The organism is Pseudomonas sp. S3_B11, from assembly GCF_054667715.1.
On the sequence record NZ_CP162749.1, the window covers coordinates 6,012,080 to 6,030,508 of the forward strand.

Annotated in this window: 14 protein-coding genes and 3 pseudogenes; 9 read left to right on the plus strand and 8 right to left on the minus strand. The window is 61.7% G+C overall.

What is annotated here, in order from left to right; genetic code table 11:
- The first annotated feature begins 87 nt into the window (after positions 1–87).
- The gene (nudK, locus tag AB4O22_RS26905) at positions 88–684 is read left to right on the plus strand and encodes a GDP-mannose pyrophosphatase NudK (protein WP_460097531.1); all 597 of its coding nucleotides are present in this window, start codon (positions 88–90) and stop codon (positions 682–684) included.
- On the opposite strand, the gene ftrA is transcribed toward nudK, so the two are convergent.
- A complete protein-coding gene (ftrA, locus tag AB4O22_RS26910; RefSeq protein WP_003207058.1) occupies positions 681–1,667 on the minus strand; it encodes a transcriptional regulator FtrA in 987 nt (328 codons plus the stop codon). The two genes, nudK and ftrA, sit on opposite strands and share 4 nt — an antisense overlap.
- A gap of 131 nt (positions 1,668–1,798) precedes the next feature.
- Between ftrA and AB4O22_RS26915 the strand changes: the two genes are divergently transcribed.
- The gene (locus AB4O22_RS26915) at positions 1,799–2,788 is read left to right on the plus strand and encodes an aspartate-semialdehyde dehydrogenase (RefSeq protein WP_003207057.1); all 990 of its coding nucleotides are present in this window, start codon (positions 1,799–1,801) and stop codon (positions 2,786–2,788) included.
- A gap of 61 nt (positions 2,789–2,849) precedes the next feature.
- Here the strand turns inward: AB4O22_RS26915 and AB4O22_RS26920 are convergent, their stop codons facing one another.
- Positions 2,850–5,060, minus strand: a complete 2,211-nt coding sequence (locus AB4O22_RS26920; protein WP_460105856.1) for an LTA synthase family protein — start codon at positions 5,058–5,060, stop codon at positions 2,850–2,852.
- Between the two features lie 267 nt (positions 5,061–5,327).
- Between AB4O22_RS26920 and AB4O22_RS26925 the strand changes: the two genes are divergently transcribed.
- Both AB4O22_RS26925 and AB4O22_RS26930 read left to right on the plus strand, forming a co-directional pair.
- Positions 5,328–6,230, plus strand: a complete 903-nt coding sequence (locus AB4O22_RS26925; RefSeq protein WP_003207055.1) for a LysR family transcriptional regulator — start codon at positions 5,328–5,330, stop codon at positions 6,228–6,230.
- 125 nt (positions 6,231–6,355) lie between these two features.
- Positions 6,356–6,982, plus strand: coding sequence for a glutathione S-transferase family protein (locus AB4O22_RS26930; protein ID WP_415239626.1), 627 nt, complete (start codon positions 6,356–6,358; stop codon positions 6,980–6,982).
- 149 nt (positions 6,983–7,131) lie between these two features.
- Here the strand turns inward: AB4O22_RS26930 and AB4O22_RS26935 are convergent.
- From AB4O22_RS26935 to AB4O22_RS26960, 6 genes and pseudogenes are all read right to left on the minus strand, one after another.
- Positions 7,132–7,278, minus strand: a pseudogene (locus AB4O22_RS26935) (glycosyl transferase family 1); the annotation flags it as partial.
- Between the two features lie 66 nt (positions 7,279–7,344).
- Positions 7,345–8,475, minus strand: a complete 1,131-nt coding sequence (locus tag AB4O22_RS26940; RefSeq protein ID WP_223472469.1) for a glycosyltransferase family 4 protein — start codon at positions 8,473–8,475, stop codon at positions 7,345–7,347.
- Positions 8,466–9,833, minus strand: a complete 1,368-nt coding sequence (locus AB4O22_RS26945) for a glycosyltransferase family 4 protein (RefSeq protein ID WP_223472470.1) — start codon at positions 9,831–9,833, stop codon at positions 8,466–8,468. The genes AB4O22_RS26940 and AB4O22_RS26945 overlap by 10 nt, the downstream gene beginning before the upstream one ends.
- Positions 9,830–11,095: an ABC transporter ATP-binding protein gene (locus AB4O22_RS26950; protein ID WP_223472471.1), complete on the minus strand. Its 1,266-nt coding sequence runs from the start codon at positions 11,093–11,095 to the stop codon at positions 9,830–9,832. Before AB4O22_RS26950 ends, AB4O22_RS26945 begins: the two co-directional genes overlap by 4 nt.
- Positions 11,095–11,892: an ABC transporter permease gene (locus AB4O22_RS26955; protein WP_223472472.1), complete on the minus strand. Its 798-nt coding sequence runs from the start codon at positions 11,890–11,892 to the stop codon at positions 11,095–11,097. Before AB4O22_RS26955 ends, AB4O22_RS26950 begins: the two co-directional genes overlap by 1 nt.
- Positions 11,893–11,924: 32 nt before the next feature.
- Positions 11,925–12,200: pseudogene (locus AB4O22_RS26960) on the minus strand (NAD-dependent epimerase/dehydratase family protein); the annotation flags it as partial.
- A 425-nt stretch (positions 12,201–12,625) separates the two neighbouring features.
- Between AB4O22_RS26960 and AB4O22_RS26965 the strand changes: the two are divergent.
- The 5 genes and pseudogenes from AB4O22_RS26965 (at position 12,626) to AB4O22_RS26985 (ending at position 18,338) form a co-directional block, all read left to right on the plus strand.
- On the plus strand, positions 12,626–14,224 hold the full coding sequence (locus tag AB4O22_RS26965; protein WP_460097534.1) for a glycosyltransferase: 1,599 nt from the start codon (positions 12,626–12,628) through the stop codon (positions 14,222–14,224).
- Positions 14,218–15,509: pseudogene (locus AB4O22_RS26970) on the plus strand (glycosyltransferase). Before AB4O22_RS26965 ends, AB4O22_RS26970 begins: the two are co-directional and overlap by 7 nt.
- Positions 15,506–16,375 carry a class I SAM-dependent methyltransferase gene (locus tag AB4O22_RS26975; RefSeq protein ID WP_223472475.1) on the plus strand — a complete coding sequence of 290 codons (870 nt, stop codon included), beginning with the start codon at positions 15,506–15,508 and terminating at the stop codon, positions 16,373–16,375. Before AB4O22_RS26970 ends, AB4O22_RS26975 begins: the two are co-directional and overlap by 4 nt.
- Positions 16,375–17,529: an acyltransferase family protein gene (locus AB4O22_RS26980; RefSeq protein WP_223472476.1), complete on the plus strand. Its 1,155-nt coding sequence runs from the start codon at positions 16,375–16,377 to the stop codon at positions 17,527–17,529. Before AB4O22_RS26975 ends, AB4O22_RS26980 begins: the two co-directional genes overlap by 1 nt.
- Positions 17,523–18,338, plus strand: coding sequence for a class I SAM-dependent methyltransferase (locus AB4O22_RS26985; protein ID WP_223472477.1), 816 nt, complete (start codon positions 17,523–17,525; stop codon positions 18,336–18,338). Before AB4O22_RS26980 ends, AB4O22_RS26985 begins: the two co-directional genes overlap by 7 nt.
- The last annotated feature ends 91 nt before the right edge of the window (positions 18,339–18,429 follow it).

Sequence of the window (18,429 nt, forward strand, 5' to 3'; positions counted from 1 at the left end):
TGGGCCATCGTGAGTTTTCTTGTGGGCATGAAAGAGGTGCGAATGGAGTTTTCAAAGGGGACCTCGGGTCCCGAACGGAGTGGGCAAATGACACAGGCAATCGGCATCAAGGATCGCGTACGAATCAAGCACGTCGAACTCCTCTCGGATAATTGGTACGTGCTGCGCAAGACCACCTACGACTACCTCGGCCGCAACGGCCAATGGCGCGAGCTGACGCGCGAGACCTACGACCGGGGCAACGGCGCCACGATCCTGCTGTACAGCAAGGCCAAGCAGACCGTGGTGTTGACCCGGCAATTCCGCTTCCCGGCCTTCGTCAACGGGCACGACGACCTGTTGATAGAAACCTGCGCTGGCCTGCTGGATAACGACGACCCGCACACCTGCATCCGCAAGGAAACCCAGGAAGAAACCGGCTATATCATCCAGGACGTGCGCAAGGTGTTCGACGCCTTCATGAGCCCGGGTTCGGTGACTGAGCGGGTGCATTTTTTCGTCGGTGAGTACTTCGATGAAGACAAGCAGCACGCAGGCGGCGGCCTGGAAGCCGAGGGTGAAGAGATCGAAGTGCTGGAACTGCCCCTCGACCAGGCCTTGGGCATGATCGAGACCGGGGAGATTTGCGACGGCAAGACCATCATGCTGTTGCAGTACGCCAAGCTGCATCGGTTGCTGGATTAGCCCCAGGCCTCCTCTGGGCGACCCTCACCGCTGCCGAATCTTTCGCGATAGGCGGAGGGCGGCAAACCGATAGCGTTCCTGAACGCGGCCCGGAAACTCTCCACCGACCGATAGCCGCAGGCCTGGGCGATGCCGGCCGTGCTCTGGTCGGTGCTTTCCAGCAGCGCCCGTGCCCGGTTCAAGCGTTCCTGTTGCAGCCAGGTCTTGGGCGGCAGGCCGGTGGTTTCGACGAAGCGGCGCAGGAAGGTGCGCTCGCTCATGGCGACGCGGGCGGCCATGTCGCCGACGCTTAGGGGCTGGTCGAGGTTTTCACGCATCCACTGCAGGACGCGGGTCAGTTCGTTGCGTGGTGACTTGCTCACGGGGGCGATGATGAACTGGGCCTGGCCACCGGTCCGTTGCGGCGCCATGACCAGGCGACGGGCCACCGAGTTGGCGATGTGCGTGCCGAAGTCCCGGGCAATCAGGTGCAGGCAGGCGTCGATGCCGGCGGCGCTGCCGGCTGAGGTGATCAATTGCCCGGAATCGACATACAGCACATTCGGGTCAACCGTGATCAGCGGGAAGCGCTCAGCCAGTTCTGCGCAGAATTGCCAATGGGTGGTCGCGGTCTTGCCGTCGAGCAGCCCGGTGGCAGCCAGGGCAAACACCCCCGAGCAGATCGACAGCAGGCGTGCACCGCGGGCATGGGCGCGGCGCAGTGCTTGTAATAACGCTTCAGGAGGCGGTTCGTGGTGACTGCGCCAGCCGGGGATGATGATGGTTCGCGCGGTAACCAGTGCTTCGAGGCCCGCGTCGACGGCTATCCGAAGGCCTCCCAGCGCATGCATCGGTCCAGCGTCGACGGCGACGATTTGATGGCCATACCACGGTACATCCAGCTCAGGGCGAGGCAGGCCGAAGATCTCCAGGGCGATACCAAACTCGAACACGCAAAGGCCTTCATAAACGAGGATTGCCACGGTTCCGGGATGCGCATGCATTTGGCGTAAATCCACCGTTTATTGTCTTGCGCTGCACTGTAGCGGACGTGCCCGTGTCCCTACAATCGATCGCAGGTAATCGGGAAAACCAAGACGGTTGAGCCTTTGCAAAGGTGGATAAGGGACGCGAAATGAAGAAAGTCGCCGTGGTGGGCTGCACCGGTGCAGTGGGCATGACCATGCTGCAATTGCTTGAAAATACCGATTATGAAGTGGTGTGCATGGCCTCTGGCCGTTCGGCGGGCAAGCGCTTGAAGGTGGGGAAGGGCGAGCACCTGGTCGAAGCCTTTTCGGTCGAGGGTTGTGCCGAGTGCGACATCGTCTTCCTGTGTGTGTCTGGGGCTTTCGCCTTGGAGTATGGCGAGCGTCTGGCTGAGAACGCCTACGTCATTGATAACTCCTCGGCCTTCCGTTACGACCCGGCGATTCCGCTCCTGGTGCCGCCCATCAACGGTCAGCGCTACAAGGGCGAAAAACTGATCGCCAACCCCAATTGTTCCTCGGCTATTGCGCTGATGGTGCTGGGGCCGCTGCATCAGGCCTTCGGGTTGGAGAGCGCGATCATTTCCACTTACCAGGCCGCCAGTGGTGCAGGGCAGCCAGCGATGCTGGAGCTGCGGGAGAAGGCCAAGTCCTTCAGCGATTATGGCGACCGCGATGACAGCGAGCACTTCGCCCATAACCTGGCCTTCAACGTGATTCCCCAGGTCGATTCGTTCGAAGCCAATGGTTACACCCGTGAAGAAATGAAAGTGGTCTGGGAGCTGCGCAAGGTCCTGGATGAGCCGGCGTTGGCTATCAGCACCACGGCGGTGCGGGTGCCGACCCTGCGCTCCCATGCCGAGAGCCTGAGCCTACGGTTCAAAGAGCCTGTCCAGTCATTGGCGCAGGTGCATGAGTTGTTGCGCGCGGCGCCGGGGGTTGAAGTGGTGGATGAGCCGGAGTATGGCGCCTATCCGATGCCCATGACTTCCACCTACAAGCATGCGGTGGAAGTCGGGCGGATTCGCTACAACCTGATCTATGGCGAGCATGGGCTGGACCTGTTCATCAGCGGTGACCAGTTACTGCGGGGGGCGGCATTGAACGCGTTCGAAATCATGCAATTGATCAAGCATTGATCAAGTCCGGCCCCGAACAATAGAAACGCGCCGCCGTGTTCAAGGGGGGCGCGTTTTTCGTTCAGCTGGATTGGGCCTCGCTGTCTTCCTGCATATCGTCCAGGTATTGCGGCTGGTCGGTCTGGTCCGGCAGTTCGGTCACGACGCTGAAGTCGCTGATCTCGATGGCGCCGACGCCATGACCGAGCAGATGGAAGGAAAACGCCTTGCGCTGCTGCGGATTGTCGAAACGGAGGTTCATCACCAGCGGCTGGTCAGGTGTCACCGCCACGTCTGTCGGCAGGTCCATCGACACATCCTGCTCGAACTCCTTGGCCTTGAGGGAAATGTAGGCGGCATGGTCTGCCTCCACGGCGCGGATGGTCAGGCTGACGCGGGCCTGTGAACCCTTGGGCATTTCCAGGTATTGGGCACCGATCAGGTTGTCGGTCCAGTCGTTGGTGACCTGGGCCGGCAGCGGGATCTTATCCGCACTGCCGAATTGATAATGCTGGTTCAAGGGCGTGCGCAACAGGGTCTGGTCCAGGGCCGTGGCCCGGACGCCGATTAGCCTGGCGCGCTGGCCGCTGTATTGCCCGCCGTAGGTAGCGCGGTCGGCGATGAAGCCGTCGCTGGCGTAGTCACGGCAATGCTGGAGGAAGTCGCACTCGGTAAAGGTGCCCTTGCCATCGTGATAGCGCAGCTTACCGTTGGTGAACGACATGATTTCCCGGCCCGTCGGGTAGTCCCGGAACATCGAGCGGCCGGACAACGACGTGGGCACCGCAAAGCCGAAGTAGTCGAGGATCGAGGCGGTCAGGTCGACGTGGCCGTAGGTGCCGGACTTGATCCTGGGCAACGGCTCCGGCGCCAGCGTCAGGTTGAACCCCCAGGACGAGGCCAGCCGCACGTCGTCGATGCCATGGGATTCGTCCGAGGTGATGATCACCAAGGTGTTGTCCAGGATGCCCTGGCGTTCCAGGCCCGCCAGGAAGTTTTCCAGGGCGTCGTCCAGGTAACCTACTGCCGCCTGCTTGGCGGTGTCGTAGCGTTGCAGGTAGTCATCCGGTGCCGAGTAGGGTTGGTGCGTGCCCACGGTCAGCAGGGTCAGCATCCAGGGTTTGTCCGCTTGTTGCAGTTGCCCGACGTAGTCCAGCGCGCCCTCGAAGAAGGTCTTGTCGTCCATGCCCCAAGGGAATTGCAGATAGGCCGGTTGGGTGAACCACTCCATGCCCAAGGTCGTGTCGAAGCCGATGTGCGGCATGATCCGGTCCTTGGCCATGAACCGCAGGCCCGCGCCCTGCAGGAAATGCGTGGAAAAGCCGTTCTGGCGCAACTGGGCCGGCAGGCAGGCCTGGTTGCGCTGGGTCTGGTTGAGCATTTCGACGCCTTTGGGCGTGCCGTTGTCGAGCTTGTCGTAGTCGCCACACAGCATCGCGTAGAGGCCGCGAATGGTCTGGTGGCTGTGCAGGACGTAATCGGGTGTGTTCATGCCGCGCTCGGCCCAGGCACTGAGGTGCGGCATCAGGTTCTCCTGATAGCTGCTTTTCAAGGCCTGGCGGTTGGCGCCCACGTAGGCCCCGGGAATGCCCTCCAGGGCGATGACCAGGACGTTGCGCGCACGCCCCGGTTCGGCCAGCAATCTGTTGCCATCGAGGTCCAGGCGGGTCAGCCCCTCCATCGGCGGGGCCGGGTCCACCGCATCGCCGTCGAGCCATTGCCGGGCCTGGTCCTGCCCGGCGGCGATACTTGCGGTGACGAGTTGGTGAGGCAGGTTGAACACGTTCCATTGGTCCGCCTCGCTGGGGCGCCAGGCTTGCAGCGCGCCGTGGCTCAGCAGGAGCAACACGGGCATGGTCCAGGCGTGGCGAGGCAAGGGAGGGGTCTGGCGTGGGCTGGTCCATTGAGTCATCAGCCAGAACGCCAGCGCGGACAACTGGATCGCGGCCAGCCAGGGATGGGCGAAGCCGCCGCTGGTGGAGTTTTCAACGAACTGTGGGTCGGTCAGATAAAGAATGTCCGAAGGATTGGGCATCCGCCCGACCGCGCTGACCAGCTCGATGCTGGCCAGCGTCAACGCACTCCAGGCCAGCAATACCGGGAACGCCAACCACCCGGGACGGCGATGGAGCAGCACGATCAGCAACCCGCCGATACCCAGGTCCGAGAGATAACCCAGCGGGTCGGACCAGCCCAGGGCGAGACGCAGGCCCATGGGGACGAGTAGTGCGCAGCCAATCAGGGCGATGAGGGCGGCGCGCGGATGGGTTGAAGCGCGATAAAGAACGTTCACAAAAGCAGACCTTTCGGTTGAAACCAATCTACTGAACGGACACGACCCCTGTGGGAGCGAGCTTGCTCCCACGGAGGGTTGTTCCTTCGGTCATGAAATTGTCATGAGGAGGGATGGTACCAAGGGCAATCGCCCCTGGCCGAGGCAATGTCCCGGTGTCTGGCTGCGCTACGCTGTGGTTCACTGGCCCAGGCCTCTACAATGGCCGCGTAGCGCTGCTTTGAGACGCGCAGAAAACTTGTATCAGGATTTCTCATCGGGGGATGGATGGACAGGTTCCAGGAAATGCAGGTTTTCCTCGCCGTGGCCCAGGCGTCGGGGTTTTCGGCGGCAGCGCGGCGCCTGGGGTTGTCGGCGGCCAGCGTCACGCGGGCGGTGGCGGCGTTGGAGCAACGCATCGGCACGCCATTGCTGGTGCGCACCACCCGCAACGTGTACTTGAGCGAAGCCGGCCAGCGCTTTCTCGAGGACTGTCGCCGGATCCTGAGCGATTTGCAGGAAGCCGAGGATTCGGCGGCCGGCAGCCACGTCCAGCCCCGTGGGCAGTTGACCATTACCGCGCCGGTGTTGTTCGGTCAGTTGTTCGTCACGCCGCTGCTGGTGGATTACTTGCACCGGTTCCCCGAGGTCAGCATCAACGCCTTGTTGTTGGATCGCACGGTCAGCCTGGTGGAGGAGGGCATCGACGTTGCCCTGCGCATTGGCGAGCTGCCGGACAGCAACTTGCACGCCGTGCGTGTCGGTGAAGTGCGGCGGGTGGTGTGCGGTGCCCCGGATTTCTTCGCGCGCCACGGGCGGCCCCGGCATCCGGAGGACTTGGAGCGAATGCCCGTGGTGGCGTCATCGGCCATTGGCCAGGTCAAAAGCTGGACCTTCATCGATTCAGGCCAACCGTTGGCCGTCCGGCCCGTGCCTCGGCTGGTGGTGACGGCCAACCAGGCGGCGATCACGGCGGCCTGCCAGGGGTTGGGGATGACGCGGGTCCTGTCTTACCAAGTGGCAGGCAACGTGGCGGCCGGGGAACTGGAAATCGTCCTGGCCGATTTTGAATTGCCGCCTCTGCCGATCCATGTGGTGTACCAGGGCGGGCGCAATGCGCCGACGCGGGTCCGCAGTTTTGTCGATTTCGTCGTCGGTGCACTGCGCGAACATCCGGCCTTGAGCGGTTGAAGCATTGTTTCGCTGGCTGAAACAATGGATTGCATTTCTGGGTGATTCTCTTGGTTTTGCCTGGAGCGGAAGATGACCCCATCGACGCCGTTGTGCTGATGGCGTCACTTGCAGCGGAGTCGACCATGAACCCTATCAAGCACTATCACTTCCCGCTTTCCGGCCATTCCCATCGCGTTCAACTGATGCTTTCGTTGCTCGGGCTGCCTGTCGAAGAGGTCTTCGTCGACTTGGCCAAGGGCGCGCACAAACAGGCGGATTTCCTGGCGCTCAATGCGTTTGGCCAGGTACCGGTCATTGACGATGACGGCGTGGTGCTGGCGGACTCCAACGCGATCCTGGTGTACCTGGCGCACAAATATGGCAAGGGCCGCTGGCTGCCGACCGATCCTGTTGGCGCCGCCCGGGTGCAGCGCTGGTTGTCGGCGGCGGCTGGGCCGATCCATGCAGGGCCGGCCACGGCGCGACTGATCACGGTGTTTGGCGCGGCCTACAACGCTGAGGACGTGATTGCCCGTTCCCACAACGTGCTGAAAGTCATTGATCAAGAATTGAGCAACCGTGCTTATCTGGCGGGTGACGCTGCGACTGTCGCGGACATCGCCGGCTACAGCTACATCGCCCACGCACCGGAAGGCAATGTGTCGCTGGAGGACTATGCCAATGTGCGGGCCTGGCTGGCGCGGATCGAAGCCTTGCCCGGGTTCGTGGGCATGCCGCGTACGGTTGTCGGGTTGCAAAAGCACGCCTGAAACGGCCCCGGTGGCGAGGGGATTTATCTTCACGGTGGGGCAAGGCTTGCCCGCGATGAAGGCACTGCGGTCTTTCAGAGATCGAGGCGCCTGTTTCGCGAGCAAGCTTTGCTCCCACACGGAAGGGACAGGTTCCTCACCACAGCAATTTATGCATAGGGAAGCGCCTTTTCCTCTAGCAGTTCCTCGTATGGCCGCCCCCACTTGCGGCCCATCTCTTCAGACGTGAACAACTGTCGGTAACGAGCTTCGGCCCTGGCGCCCATTGCCTGGGCTTGTGCCGGGTTTTCCCACAGCCTCGCGAAAAGCTTCGGGGCTATGGAGTCAGGCAAATAGGTTTTGTAAAAGTGCAGGACTCGTATTCAACCTCCCAAAACCTGGCGATACGCTTGGACGGTGACCTTCGCACAGTGTTCCCAGGAAAAAAGCGCCGCTTGTTGCAGCCCCGCCTCGCGACACACTTGCCAGTGCTGATGATCTTCCAACAACCGACCCATGGCTTCGCGCATGCCTTGCGGATCGTCCGGCTCGCAATAATTGCCGGCCGGCCCCGCCACCTCGGGCATCGCCGAGCAACGGGTGGTAATCACCGGTGTGCCACTGGCCATGGCTTCAAGCACCGGCAGGCCAAAGCCTTCGTAATAAGACGGGAAAATCAGTGCCCGTGCCCCCGCCAGCAATTGGGCGACCTGTTCGTCAGGCAGGTAGCCCGCCAGACAAACATGACCGCCAGCCAGGGCGCCTTTCAATTCATCATTGAGCTGTGCCTGTTGCCATCCGCTCATTCCTACGATGAACAAAGGAAAGGTCTGACGCACGGATTCAGGAAGCCCCGCATGGGCGCGCAGGGCCAGGGACAGGTTCTTGCGTGGCTCCAGGGTGCCGACACATAGAAAGTAACGGCCGTGCTCCAGGCCATGGACCTTGAGTACGGCGTCAATGGCTGCGGGTTCGCGCGGATGGAAACGCGCCGCCACACCCAGCGGAGCGACCCGCAGGCGCTCGGCGGGGAGGCCGAAATACTGTTGCGCTTCATCGGCGATGAACTGCGAGTCGGTCAGAATCAGTTGCGCCAGCTCCACCGCACGGCCGAGCCGTCGCTCGATTTCCTTCAGGCGTGCCGGTGGTTGCGTTTCGGGGTAGCGCAGGTGCGTGAGGTCATGGAGGGTGATCACCGTCGGCCCCTCGAAGGCCAGCGGCCAAAGGCTGGGTTCGTGATACAGGTCGACGGTCTTTGAACGGCCTTGATCGAAGCGTTTCTGCTCCAGCCAGCGCCGCGCCTGATAGGCTCCTGGAACACGCCGAAGCCAGGGGCTTAGCTTTGAATAGCCACGCGCGGCCGTTTGCGGCAACTGCGAGCTCCAACCCCAGCCGTGGAACAGCGACAACTGCACATCCGGCTCCCGGACCAGGGCGGTGGCCAGCTCCGCTACGTAATGGCCGATGCCAGCGCGAGGGGCCTGGAGGATGCGCGCGTTGAGGGCTATCCGCATGTTGCTTCCCTGTCGAGGGCCATTTCATTGATGTGGTATTCGATCCGCTCCACCAATTGCGCACTGGCCTGGCGCCAGCTCAGCCATTGCCATTGATCCAGGTTGCGACTGGCCGGGAATATTCCGGTGCGCTCCATGTCGATGACCAGGTTCGCCAGGCTTTGGGGATCGTCGAGATCGAAATAGGCCATGAAATCACCGCCGATTTCCCGAAACACGGCAATATCGCTACCCATTGCAGGTAAGCCACGCTGCATGGCTTCCACCAGCGGCAGGCCGAAACCTTCCACGTAGGACGGGAACACCAGCGCCGTGGCGTGTCGATAGGCGTGTTCCAGGCTTTGGTCCGAGAGGTTGTTGAACATGAACAGGCGGCTTTGGAGTTGCGGATGACGCCGGATACGTTCGATCAAGGCCTCGCACTTCCAGCCGATTCTCCCGACGATGCACAGCCGCGCTTGGGAGCCGGCGGCCCAGGCGCGCTCGAACGCGTCGAGCAGGTAAGCGTGGTTTTTCCGCGGCTCGATGGTGCTGACCATCAGGAACACCGGCTCGGGGCGCTTGAACAGCCGCAGCAGATTCGGGTCGACGGCGTGGGTGGGATCAATCTGGTCCAGCTCGCTGCCCAGGTGGAAATAGTCGAACCAGCGTTCTTGTACCTGCTGCTCGCCAATGCGGCGGACCATCTCCTGGCGAACCTGATCGCGGATGGTGGTAGAGATGGCGATGTAGCCGTCGGCGGTGCGGGCAATCCAGTCGAACCAATGGTTGAACACCTTGACCAGTGCAGCGTCGCAGAATTGTGGATGGGTCAGGGGAATCAGGTCGTAGATCACCGAGATGATCCCGACGCCATCGCGCTTGAGCTGTTCGGCCAGGGGAAAGAAACCTGAGTGCCAGGAAGAGTCCAGCAACACCAGTTGATCGCCGGCTCGATGTGCCAGCGGTACGCTGCGCGCCGGGACTGGCTTGCGTTGGAGGAGGCGATCGAGGATTCGAATGGGGAGGCTCAGACATGCCAGGACGAACAGTCGGCAAGCGATGTACAAGGCGCGGCGAGCCCAGATCGATTGGCTAAAGGGGCGCTGCTGTTCGAGGGCCTGATGTCTGATCCAGAACAGGTTGGCGAACTGTACCAGCCGTACTCGCAGAGCGGCCAAATCCGGCCCGTTCGTGGGCAGGGGAGCCAGGCTTATCACTTTATACAGCTTGCCCTGCAGCATCACCACGGGAATGCATTCGCGTTCCTGGTCCTTGGCCGGCAATTCGCGAATGACGTTGCGCACCACTCGCTGAATGCCGGAGTTGTCATTTGGGTGGTCGTATACATAGGTGCAATCCACCAGCAGACGGCTCATGGCAACTCCTTTTGTGGCAACGCCTCGACAGCAATCTGGCTCGAACGCTGGATACTGGTTCGGGCCTGGAGCCAGGAACAGCCGACGAAATCTTCCTGGCGATTATTGATCACGTGAAACACCAACCCGTAGTCGCGCCACTCGAAATTACGGTCCAGGTGCGAATCCAGCCGCGACAGGCTGAGCGCGACGGAGTAATTGCCCTTACCCAGGCGCATATCGAAACTGAAGCGGAAGGTGATCTGTTCGCCGGCCTTGAGGTCGGTCACGGCTTTGTCCTGGCGATGGGTATTGATGCCGTACATGGGCTGGCCAAGGCGGTCCTTGATCAAAAAGCCCAGCACCAGCCGCTCGATGTCCTGGCGGATTTCAACTCGCACTTGCAACACCATCGGCTGGCCGATCTCGGCCACCTCCACCGGCTGCCCCTGACTGTTGAGCAGTTGTACATCGATGATGCCGGCTTCGCCGGTGCCGGAAATCGTGCGCACCTGGCCGTTGGCGAGCATTTCCTGGCGGACCACCTGGCCCTCGCGCTGGGCCAGCATCGCATTGTAGTAGTCCATCACTTCTTCTGGCTTGCCGCGCATGGCCATGCATCCGTGTTCGAGCAGGATGGCGGTGTCGCAGATCGACTGGATCGCCGAGCGATCGTGGGACACGATCAGCAGCGTGGTGCCGGCCTTGCGGAAGCTGCGGATGCGCTCGAAGCTCTTGTGCTGGAAGTAGGCGTCGCCCACCGACAGCGCCTCGTCGACGATCAGGATGTCCGGACGCCGGGCGGTGGCGACGCTGAAGGCCAGGCGCATCTGCATGCCGCTGGAGTAGGTGCGTACCGGTTGGTCGATGGCCTCGCCGATTTCGGCGAACCCCTCGATCTCGGGCATCAAGGCTTCGATTTCCTCCACTTGCATACCCAGCAACTGACCGGCCATGAACGCGTTCTGGCGACCGGTGAAGTCCGGATGAAAGCCCATGCCCAATTCCAGCAACGCGGCGACACGGCCTTGCAATTGGATGTGGCCGCAGGTGGGTTGGGTGGTACCGGTGATCATCTTGAGCAATGTGCTTTTGCCGGCACCGTTGACCCCGACAATGCCAACGGCTTCCCCGGGCTGGATCTCGAAATCCACCCCCTGCAGGATCCAGTGCAATTGATGGCGCTGGCGGGAAAAGGGGATCAACCATTCGAACAGCCGGCTCCAGCGGTTCGGATACTGCTTGTAGGCCTTGCCCAGGCCACTGACGCGCAAATGTCCCATCAGAGTTCATCCACCATTTCACCGCCACGCCGACGAAACATGCGCAAGCCCAAGGCGCATAACACCAGGCCGAGCACCAGCAACGGCACTAGCGAGCTCCAGACCGGCCACTGGTTGTAGAGAAACAGGTTCTGGTAGCTCTGCATCAGGGCGGTCATGGGGTTGAAGGCGAGCAGTTGCTGGATCGATGGCGGCAGGATCGTCATCGGGTAAACGATCGGCGTGAACCAGAACCAGAATTGCAGGCAGATGCCGAACAACTGCCCGACATCGCGGAAAAACACATTGAGGATCCCCAGCAGCATGCCCAGCCCGGCGGCGAACATCACTTGCAGGGCCAGCAGCGGCACCAATGCCAACAAGGTCATGCCTGGCCAGCGCCCGGTGATCAACAGGAAACCGAGAAACAGGCCGAGGATGATCGCGAAGTTGATCCCGGCGTTGAACAGCACGATCACCGGCAGGCAGATCCGGGGGAAGCTGATTTTTTTCAGCAGGTTGGCGTTTTCCAGGAACATGCCCTGGCTGCGGGTGGTGATTTCCGCGAACAGCCCCCAGGGCAGCAGCCCGGCGCAGAGATAGACGCTGTAGGCCATGCCATCTTCCACCCCGGGCAGGCGGGCACGCATGATGTGGGAAAAAATCACCGTGTAGACGAGAATCATCGACAGCGGGTTGAGCACCGTCCACAACGCGCCGATCAGCGAGTTGCGATACCGCGCCTGGAACTCGCGCTTGACGCTGCCAAGGACGAAGCCGCGGTAGCTCCATAGTGTGCGTTGCAAGGCCAGCAGCATCAGACGGCCCTGCCATAGTGATCTTGGAAACGCTTGAGGGCCTGGAGCAGGTTCAAGGTGCCCAGCAGGTTGATGTGCAGGGTGCGCGCCGGATCGCGGAAGGCTTCAGGGACAAAGGTCTGACCCGCCAGGTGGATCAAGGCGTCGGGAATCTCGGGCCAGAGGCCTTCCAAGGTCTTGGCGTCTGTCAGGTCGTAGCGGGCAGCGACAGGCATCACCTCCCACGCCGAATCATGACCGTTCAGTCGAGATTTGATGTGACGTCCAACGAACCCGCCGAGGCCCGTAACGAACAGACGTTTTTTCAAGCACCAGCCTCCTTGACGGTCGCTTCGTCTATTGCGAACTGAGTAGGAAATTTCCGTAAGATCGGGGAAAAATCACTCAAATCTCAGCTTAGAGAAGCGTTTGTTGTAGTTGTTTGGTTGTCAATCTGTGCCAATTTTGCGGCAATTTCAACAGCGCAAGCCGTGACTGGTCAGTTCTCATATTTATAGCTGGTTTATTCTCGCCGAGCGGTTCACGAACCCTTGGCGGATGTGTTTAGAATGCCCCTCGTCACGATGCCCCTGGTTTCGATTTTCGGGTCGAACCGCAGGGGCGGGACCACAAAAAAACAAGAACGAGACGGGTAGCAAGACGAACGACGAGTAACGGCCCGGGGCCGGCTCGATGCGTGACTCGACCGTCATGAAGTGGGGCTGCCGGGATGGCGGCGCCATGATGGGATGCCATGAATTTCATTCTTTACTCGGACGTAAACGATCACTCCATCAGCCAGAGCCTCGGTCGCCCTGAGTACAGCTATTACTTCGTGCTCAAGGCCTATCGCCCCGTGCTGGAAAGTCTGGGGTCGGTGCATGTGGTATCGTCGGTCGCCGAGGTCGATCCGCTTTATCAAACATTGCAGCAGACCGGGCAGGACTGCTTGTTCCTTTCGTTTTCACCCCCTCACAAGACGCCGCTCGACTTGCTCTGTCCGATGGTCTGCGTGGTGGCCTGGGAATTCGACTCGATCCCGGCCGAGTACTGGGACGACGACCCTCGGCATGACTGGAGCCGCACACTGGCCCGTCATGGTCGGGTGATTACACTGTCCAGCCACACGGCCGAGGCGATCCGTCGGACCTTGGGCGAGGATTTCCCGGTGTTGGTCTTGCCCACCCCGCTGTGGGAGCGTTTCGCGGCGGTTCGTGAGCAACACCCAAGCCTGCCGGTCAATCCGGGAACGACCTTGCAGATCAGGGGGTGCATCATCGACAGTCGGCCCCTCGGGCTTTCGGCTGACGGCTTGATCGCGCCGATCATCGAAGCAGCGCCGGAGTCGATCATTGAGCTGTCGCCGCCCCTGACCTGGCGACGGCGCGCATTTCTCTCCCGCCATTATCTGCGTGAAGTCATCCGCGCATTCACCGGCAAGGCCGAGCAGGGCCCTGTGTGGCTGTTCAAGCACAATGTGTTGTGCTGGTATCGCGAAGCGGCCCGCGACCTGGTGCCAGCGCCGATACGGGTTGCGGCCAGCAGGGTCCTGAGGGGGCCGGCGCCGCCGCCGATGCCAGTGGTCGTCGAACCCGTTCCAGAGCCAGCACCACCGGAGCATCCCCAAGCCGTCCTGCCGGACACCAGCCAGGTGGTGGAGACCGACGTCAGTGGGGTGGTGTATGTCAGCGTGTTCAACCCCGATGACGGTCGCAAGAACTGGCATCACTTGATCACTGCATTCTGTTGGGCCTTGCGCGATGTCGAGGACGCCACGCTGGTGCTGAAAATGACCCAGAATGACCTGTCGACCTACTACGTCGAGCTGCTGACGCTGCTGTCCCAGCTGTCGCCGTTCAGTTGCCGGGTGGTGGTGATGCACGGTTACCTGGAGGACGAACAATTCGCCCGGCTGTATGGCGCGGCGAGTTTCTACGTCAATGCGTCCCGCTGTGAAGGCCTGTGCCTGCCGTTGATGGAGTTCATGTCCTGTGCCCGCCCAGTCATCGCACCGGACCACACGGCGATGCGCGACTACATCGACGCCGAGGTGGCCTTCATCGTCAAGTCCAGCCGCGAACCGACCATCTGGCCGGAGGACTCGCGCATCTTGTATCGCACCCTGCGCCATCGGCCCGATTGGGGCTCATTGAAACTCGCCTACCTGCAGAGCTACGCCATGGCAAAGCACCGGCCGCAGGCCTACCAGGCCATGGCCGTTGCCGCGAACGAAAGGATGCGCCGCTATTGCGCGTTCACCCCGGTGCAGCAGCGCCTGGCGGATTTCCTGGCTGAGCCCGGCTGTGACGAAGGGCTGCCGCTGGTGCTCCAGGCAGGTACTGCCTCATGTTGATCATCATTTATTCGGAAACCAACCAGAGCAACATTCTGGAGAACCTCGGCAAGCCCGAGTACAGCTATTACTTCGTGCTCAAGGAGTTTCGCCCGGTGCTGGAGCGGTTGGGGCGGGTCGTCGAAGTGACTCGGCCTGATGATGAGATCGATCAGTTGTACGCCGATTGCCTGGCTCGTGGCGAGGATTGCGTATTCCTGTCGTTCTCCCCCCTCATCGCACCGCTGCCCACTACGCTTGCCCGACAATTGCGGTGTTCGCTTGGGAATTCAGCACCATTCCCACCGAAAGCTGGCAGGGCGAGCCGCGGCATGACTGGCGGGTAGTCCTGGGCGCAACCGGCATGGCGATTACCCACTCAAGCTTCACCGTTAAAACCGTCCGTGAAGTGATGGGGGCGGACTTTCCCATCGCCGCTATTGCGGCACCGGTGTGGGACCGCTTTGCCGCGCGGGGCGCGGTGCTGGCCCAGCGGCCGACGGTGGATCACATGCGCCTGCAATTGCGTGGCCTGTTGATTGACAGCCGCACCACCGACCTGCGGCCTTATGGCCCGCCGGAGCATCAGGCTGGTACGCCGTTGGTGCTGGACGGCCCGGCCCAGGATTGCGAGTTGCTCCTGGACGGTGTGATCTATACCTCCGTGTTCAATCCTTATGACGGCCGCAAGAACTGGAAGGACATGATCAGCGCATTTTGCGCGACGTTCCGCGACGTTTCCGACGCGACTCTAGTGCTCAAGCTGACGCATCACGACGTCACCGCCGCGCTCACCGACATGCTCCATCACGTCTACAAGAACCAGGCGTACCGCTGCCGCATCGTGCTGATACATGGCTACCTGGCGGACGCGGATTACGAGCGGCTGGTGGAAGCCACCCGATATGTGGTCAACAGTTCCTATGGCGAAGGGCAGTGCCTGCCGTTGATGGAGTTCATGTCCTGCGGCCGCCCGGCGATTGCGCCGCTGAACACGGCGATGGCCGACTACATCGACCACGACAACGCGTTTGTGGTGGAGTCGACCGAGGAGTTGACCGCCTGGCCCCACGACCCCCGGGCCGCGTACCGGACCCTGCGTTATGTCACCGATTGGGACTCGCTGTGTTCGGCCTACCGCGCCAGTTATGACGTGGCCAAAAACGATCCCGAGCGTTATCGCCGGATGTCGGCCCACGCCGTGCGCAGCCTGGAGAAGTTCTGCAGCCAGGCCAACGCCGAGCAGCGTTTGCGGGGTTTCTTCGAAGCCATACCTGAGCGGCGCCGGAACGCGCAGCAACCATGATCCGCCGATGGCTGTCCGGGCTCAGGCCTGCGGTGGAACCTTCGCCACCGCCGGCAGTGGCCGTTTCGCCCCGGGATGCCGGCCTCTACGACGCGATGCTTGACGGCTGGTTTCGCAGTGAAACCGGCGAATTGCTCAAAGGCTTTGCCATCACTGCCGACGACACCTTGCTGGATGTCGGCTGCGGCGAAGGCGTGGCGACCCTGTTTGCAATGCGCCAAGGCGCGTCGGTGATCTTCACCGACAGCGAACAGGAGAAGGTGCGCGATCTGGCTCGCCAGGTCGAAGCCCAGGCCGCCGCGCCCTTCCTGGGCCTGGTCAGCAACAGCTTGCCGTTGCCCCTGGCCGATGGCTGTGCGAACAAGATCGTCTGCATGGAAGTGCTTGAGCATATCCATGAGCCGGAGCCGTTCATGGCTGAGCTGGTGCGCATGGGTCGGCCAGGGGCGCAGTATTTGCTCAGCGTGCCGGCATCGGTGGGCGAGCATTTGCAACAAGGCATCGCGCCGCCGGGCTACTTTCAAGCGCCCAACCATGTGCAGATTTTCAGTGCCGAACGATTTGCCGCGCTGGTGGAGGAGGCCGGGCTGGTAATCGAGCATCGCCAGGCCAACGGATTTTTCTGGGTCATGGGCATGATTTTCTTCTGGGCCAGCGAACAGGCGGCTGGCCGGGACCTCGAAGGTGCGGTGCGTGACCGTATCCAGGCGCCGTATCCAGCGTTGATGGAGCGCTGGGCGAGCCTCTGGCAGGACTTGCTGATGCAACCTGACGGTTTGGCGATCAAGCAGGTGCTGGACCGGTTCATGCCCAAGAGCCAGGTCATCATCGCGCGTAAACCCGATCCTTTCTCCGGGAGCACTTGATGAGCAGCAAGCGGATCATGGACATCGAGTTGCTGCGCGCCGTTGCGGTGATGGGCGTGCTGTTCCATCACGTGCAAGGCATGCCGTTTCCTGGCGGATGGCCGGGCCTGGCAGTCCTGGCCGACAGCTTCCAACTGTGGTGGGGCGTGGATCTGTTCTTCGCGATATCCGGGTTCGTCATCGGACGCAGCCTGATCCCGCAATTGCGTCGCTGCGACAGCACTCGGCAATTCTGGATCGTCACCCGGGACTTCTGGATTCGCCGGGCGTTTCGCCTGTTACCGTCGGCCTGGCTCTGGCTGCTGCTGGTGCTGTTCGCGGTGTTCTTCCTGAACCGCTCCGGTGCGTTCGGCAGTGTGCAGGCCAACCTGCAGGCGACCCTGGCCGGTTTCCTGCAGTTCGCCAACCTGCGTTTTGCCGATGCGTTCATGCACTATGAATACGGCGCAAGCTTTGTGTACTGGACGCTTTCCTTGGAAGAGCAATTCTATTTGATCCTGCCGTTGCTGGTGTTCGTCTCGCGCCGCTACCTGGTGTGGGTGCTGTTGTTGGTGGTGCTGGTGCAGTTTTTCACTTGGCGGGCGCTGTGGCTGTCGGTGATCCGCACCGATGCCTTGGCGCTGGGTGTGTTGTTGTCGATCTGGAGCCTGCGGCCCAGCTACTGGCGCTTCGAGCCCACTTGGTTGCGCCGCCCGCCCTTGGGGATGCTGTTGGTGCTGGGCCTGGGCAGCGTGATGGCCTGGATCGCGACCGAGCACTTCAATTTGTCGTTCTACCGCCTCGGGGTCATTGCAGTGCTCAGTGCCGTGCTGGTCTGGATGGCCTCCTATGATCGGGATTACCTGTTGCCTCGCAGCCGTTTTAAAACGGCGCTGACCTGGGTGGGCAGTCGTTCCTATGGGATCTACCTGATCCACATCCCGGTGTTTTTCCTGTTGCGCGAGTTGTGGTTTCGTTTCGCACCCTTGGGCTCGCCGGATCCGGCAAGCCATCCCTGGCTGGCCCTGGCCTGTGCCTTGTCGCTGATCGGACTGTTGAGCGAACTCAACTACCGCTGGGTCGAAATGCCCATGCGCAATCGTGGCGCCCAACTGGTTGAACGCCTGGCCGCCGCCCGAACCGTCCTTCCTGTCTCTGGAGCCCCGTCATGCTGAGCCTTTTGAAGAAACTCACCACGGGCACGCCCGCGCCCGCTGAGCCGGTCGCCGACAAGGTCGACCCGTATATGCTCGGGCTGCACGATGCGATGCTCAGCGGCTGGTTCAACCAGCAAACCGGCGAACTGTTCACCGGTTTCCCGGTGACCCCTGAAGACACGCTGCTGGACGTGGGGTGTGGCGATGGCGGCAACGTGCATTTCTGTGCGATGCGCGGGGCGAAGATCATCATTGCCGACATCGACGCGGCCAAGGTCGAGGCCACTCGCCAGCGCTTGAGCGAGACCCCCGCGCGAGGAGTCGAGTGCCACGTGACCGACTGCAACCCGCTGCCCATTGCCGACGCCACGGCCACGCGGGTGGTGTCCACCGAAGTCATCGAGCATGTCGACGACCCGGCGCAGTTCCTTGCCGAACTGGTACGGGTCGGCCAGCCCGGTGCGTTGTACCTGTTGAGCGTGCCGCACCCCAGCTCCGAAGACCTGCAAAAGGACATCGCCGCGCCGGAGTACTTCCGCAAGCCCAACCACATTCGCATCATCAGCGAAGAGCAGTTCAAGGCGATGGTCAGCGAGGCGGGGCTTACGGTGTTGAGCCACAGCCAATATGGTTTCTACTGGTCGATGTGGATGCTGTTGTTCTGGGAGGCCAAGGTCGATTTCAGCAACGCCGACCACCCATTGCTCAATCATTGGGCCGACACCTGGCAAGCCGTGCTGAATTCGCCGCGCGGCTCGCAGATCAAGCAGGCGCTGGATGCGGTGGTGGCCAAGAGTCAGGTGATTATTGCGCGCAAGCCTGAGTGATGCCCTCTGTGGGAGCAAGGCTTGCCCGCGATAAATGCGACGCGGTCCTCCGGGAATCGAGGTGCCTGCTTCGCGAGCAAGCTTTGCTCCC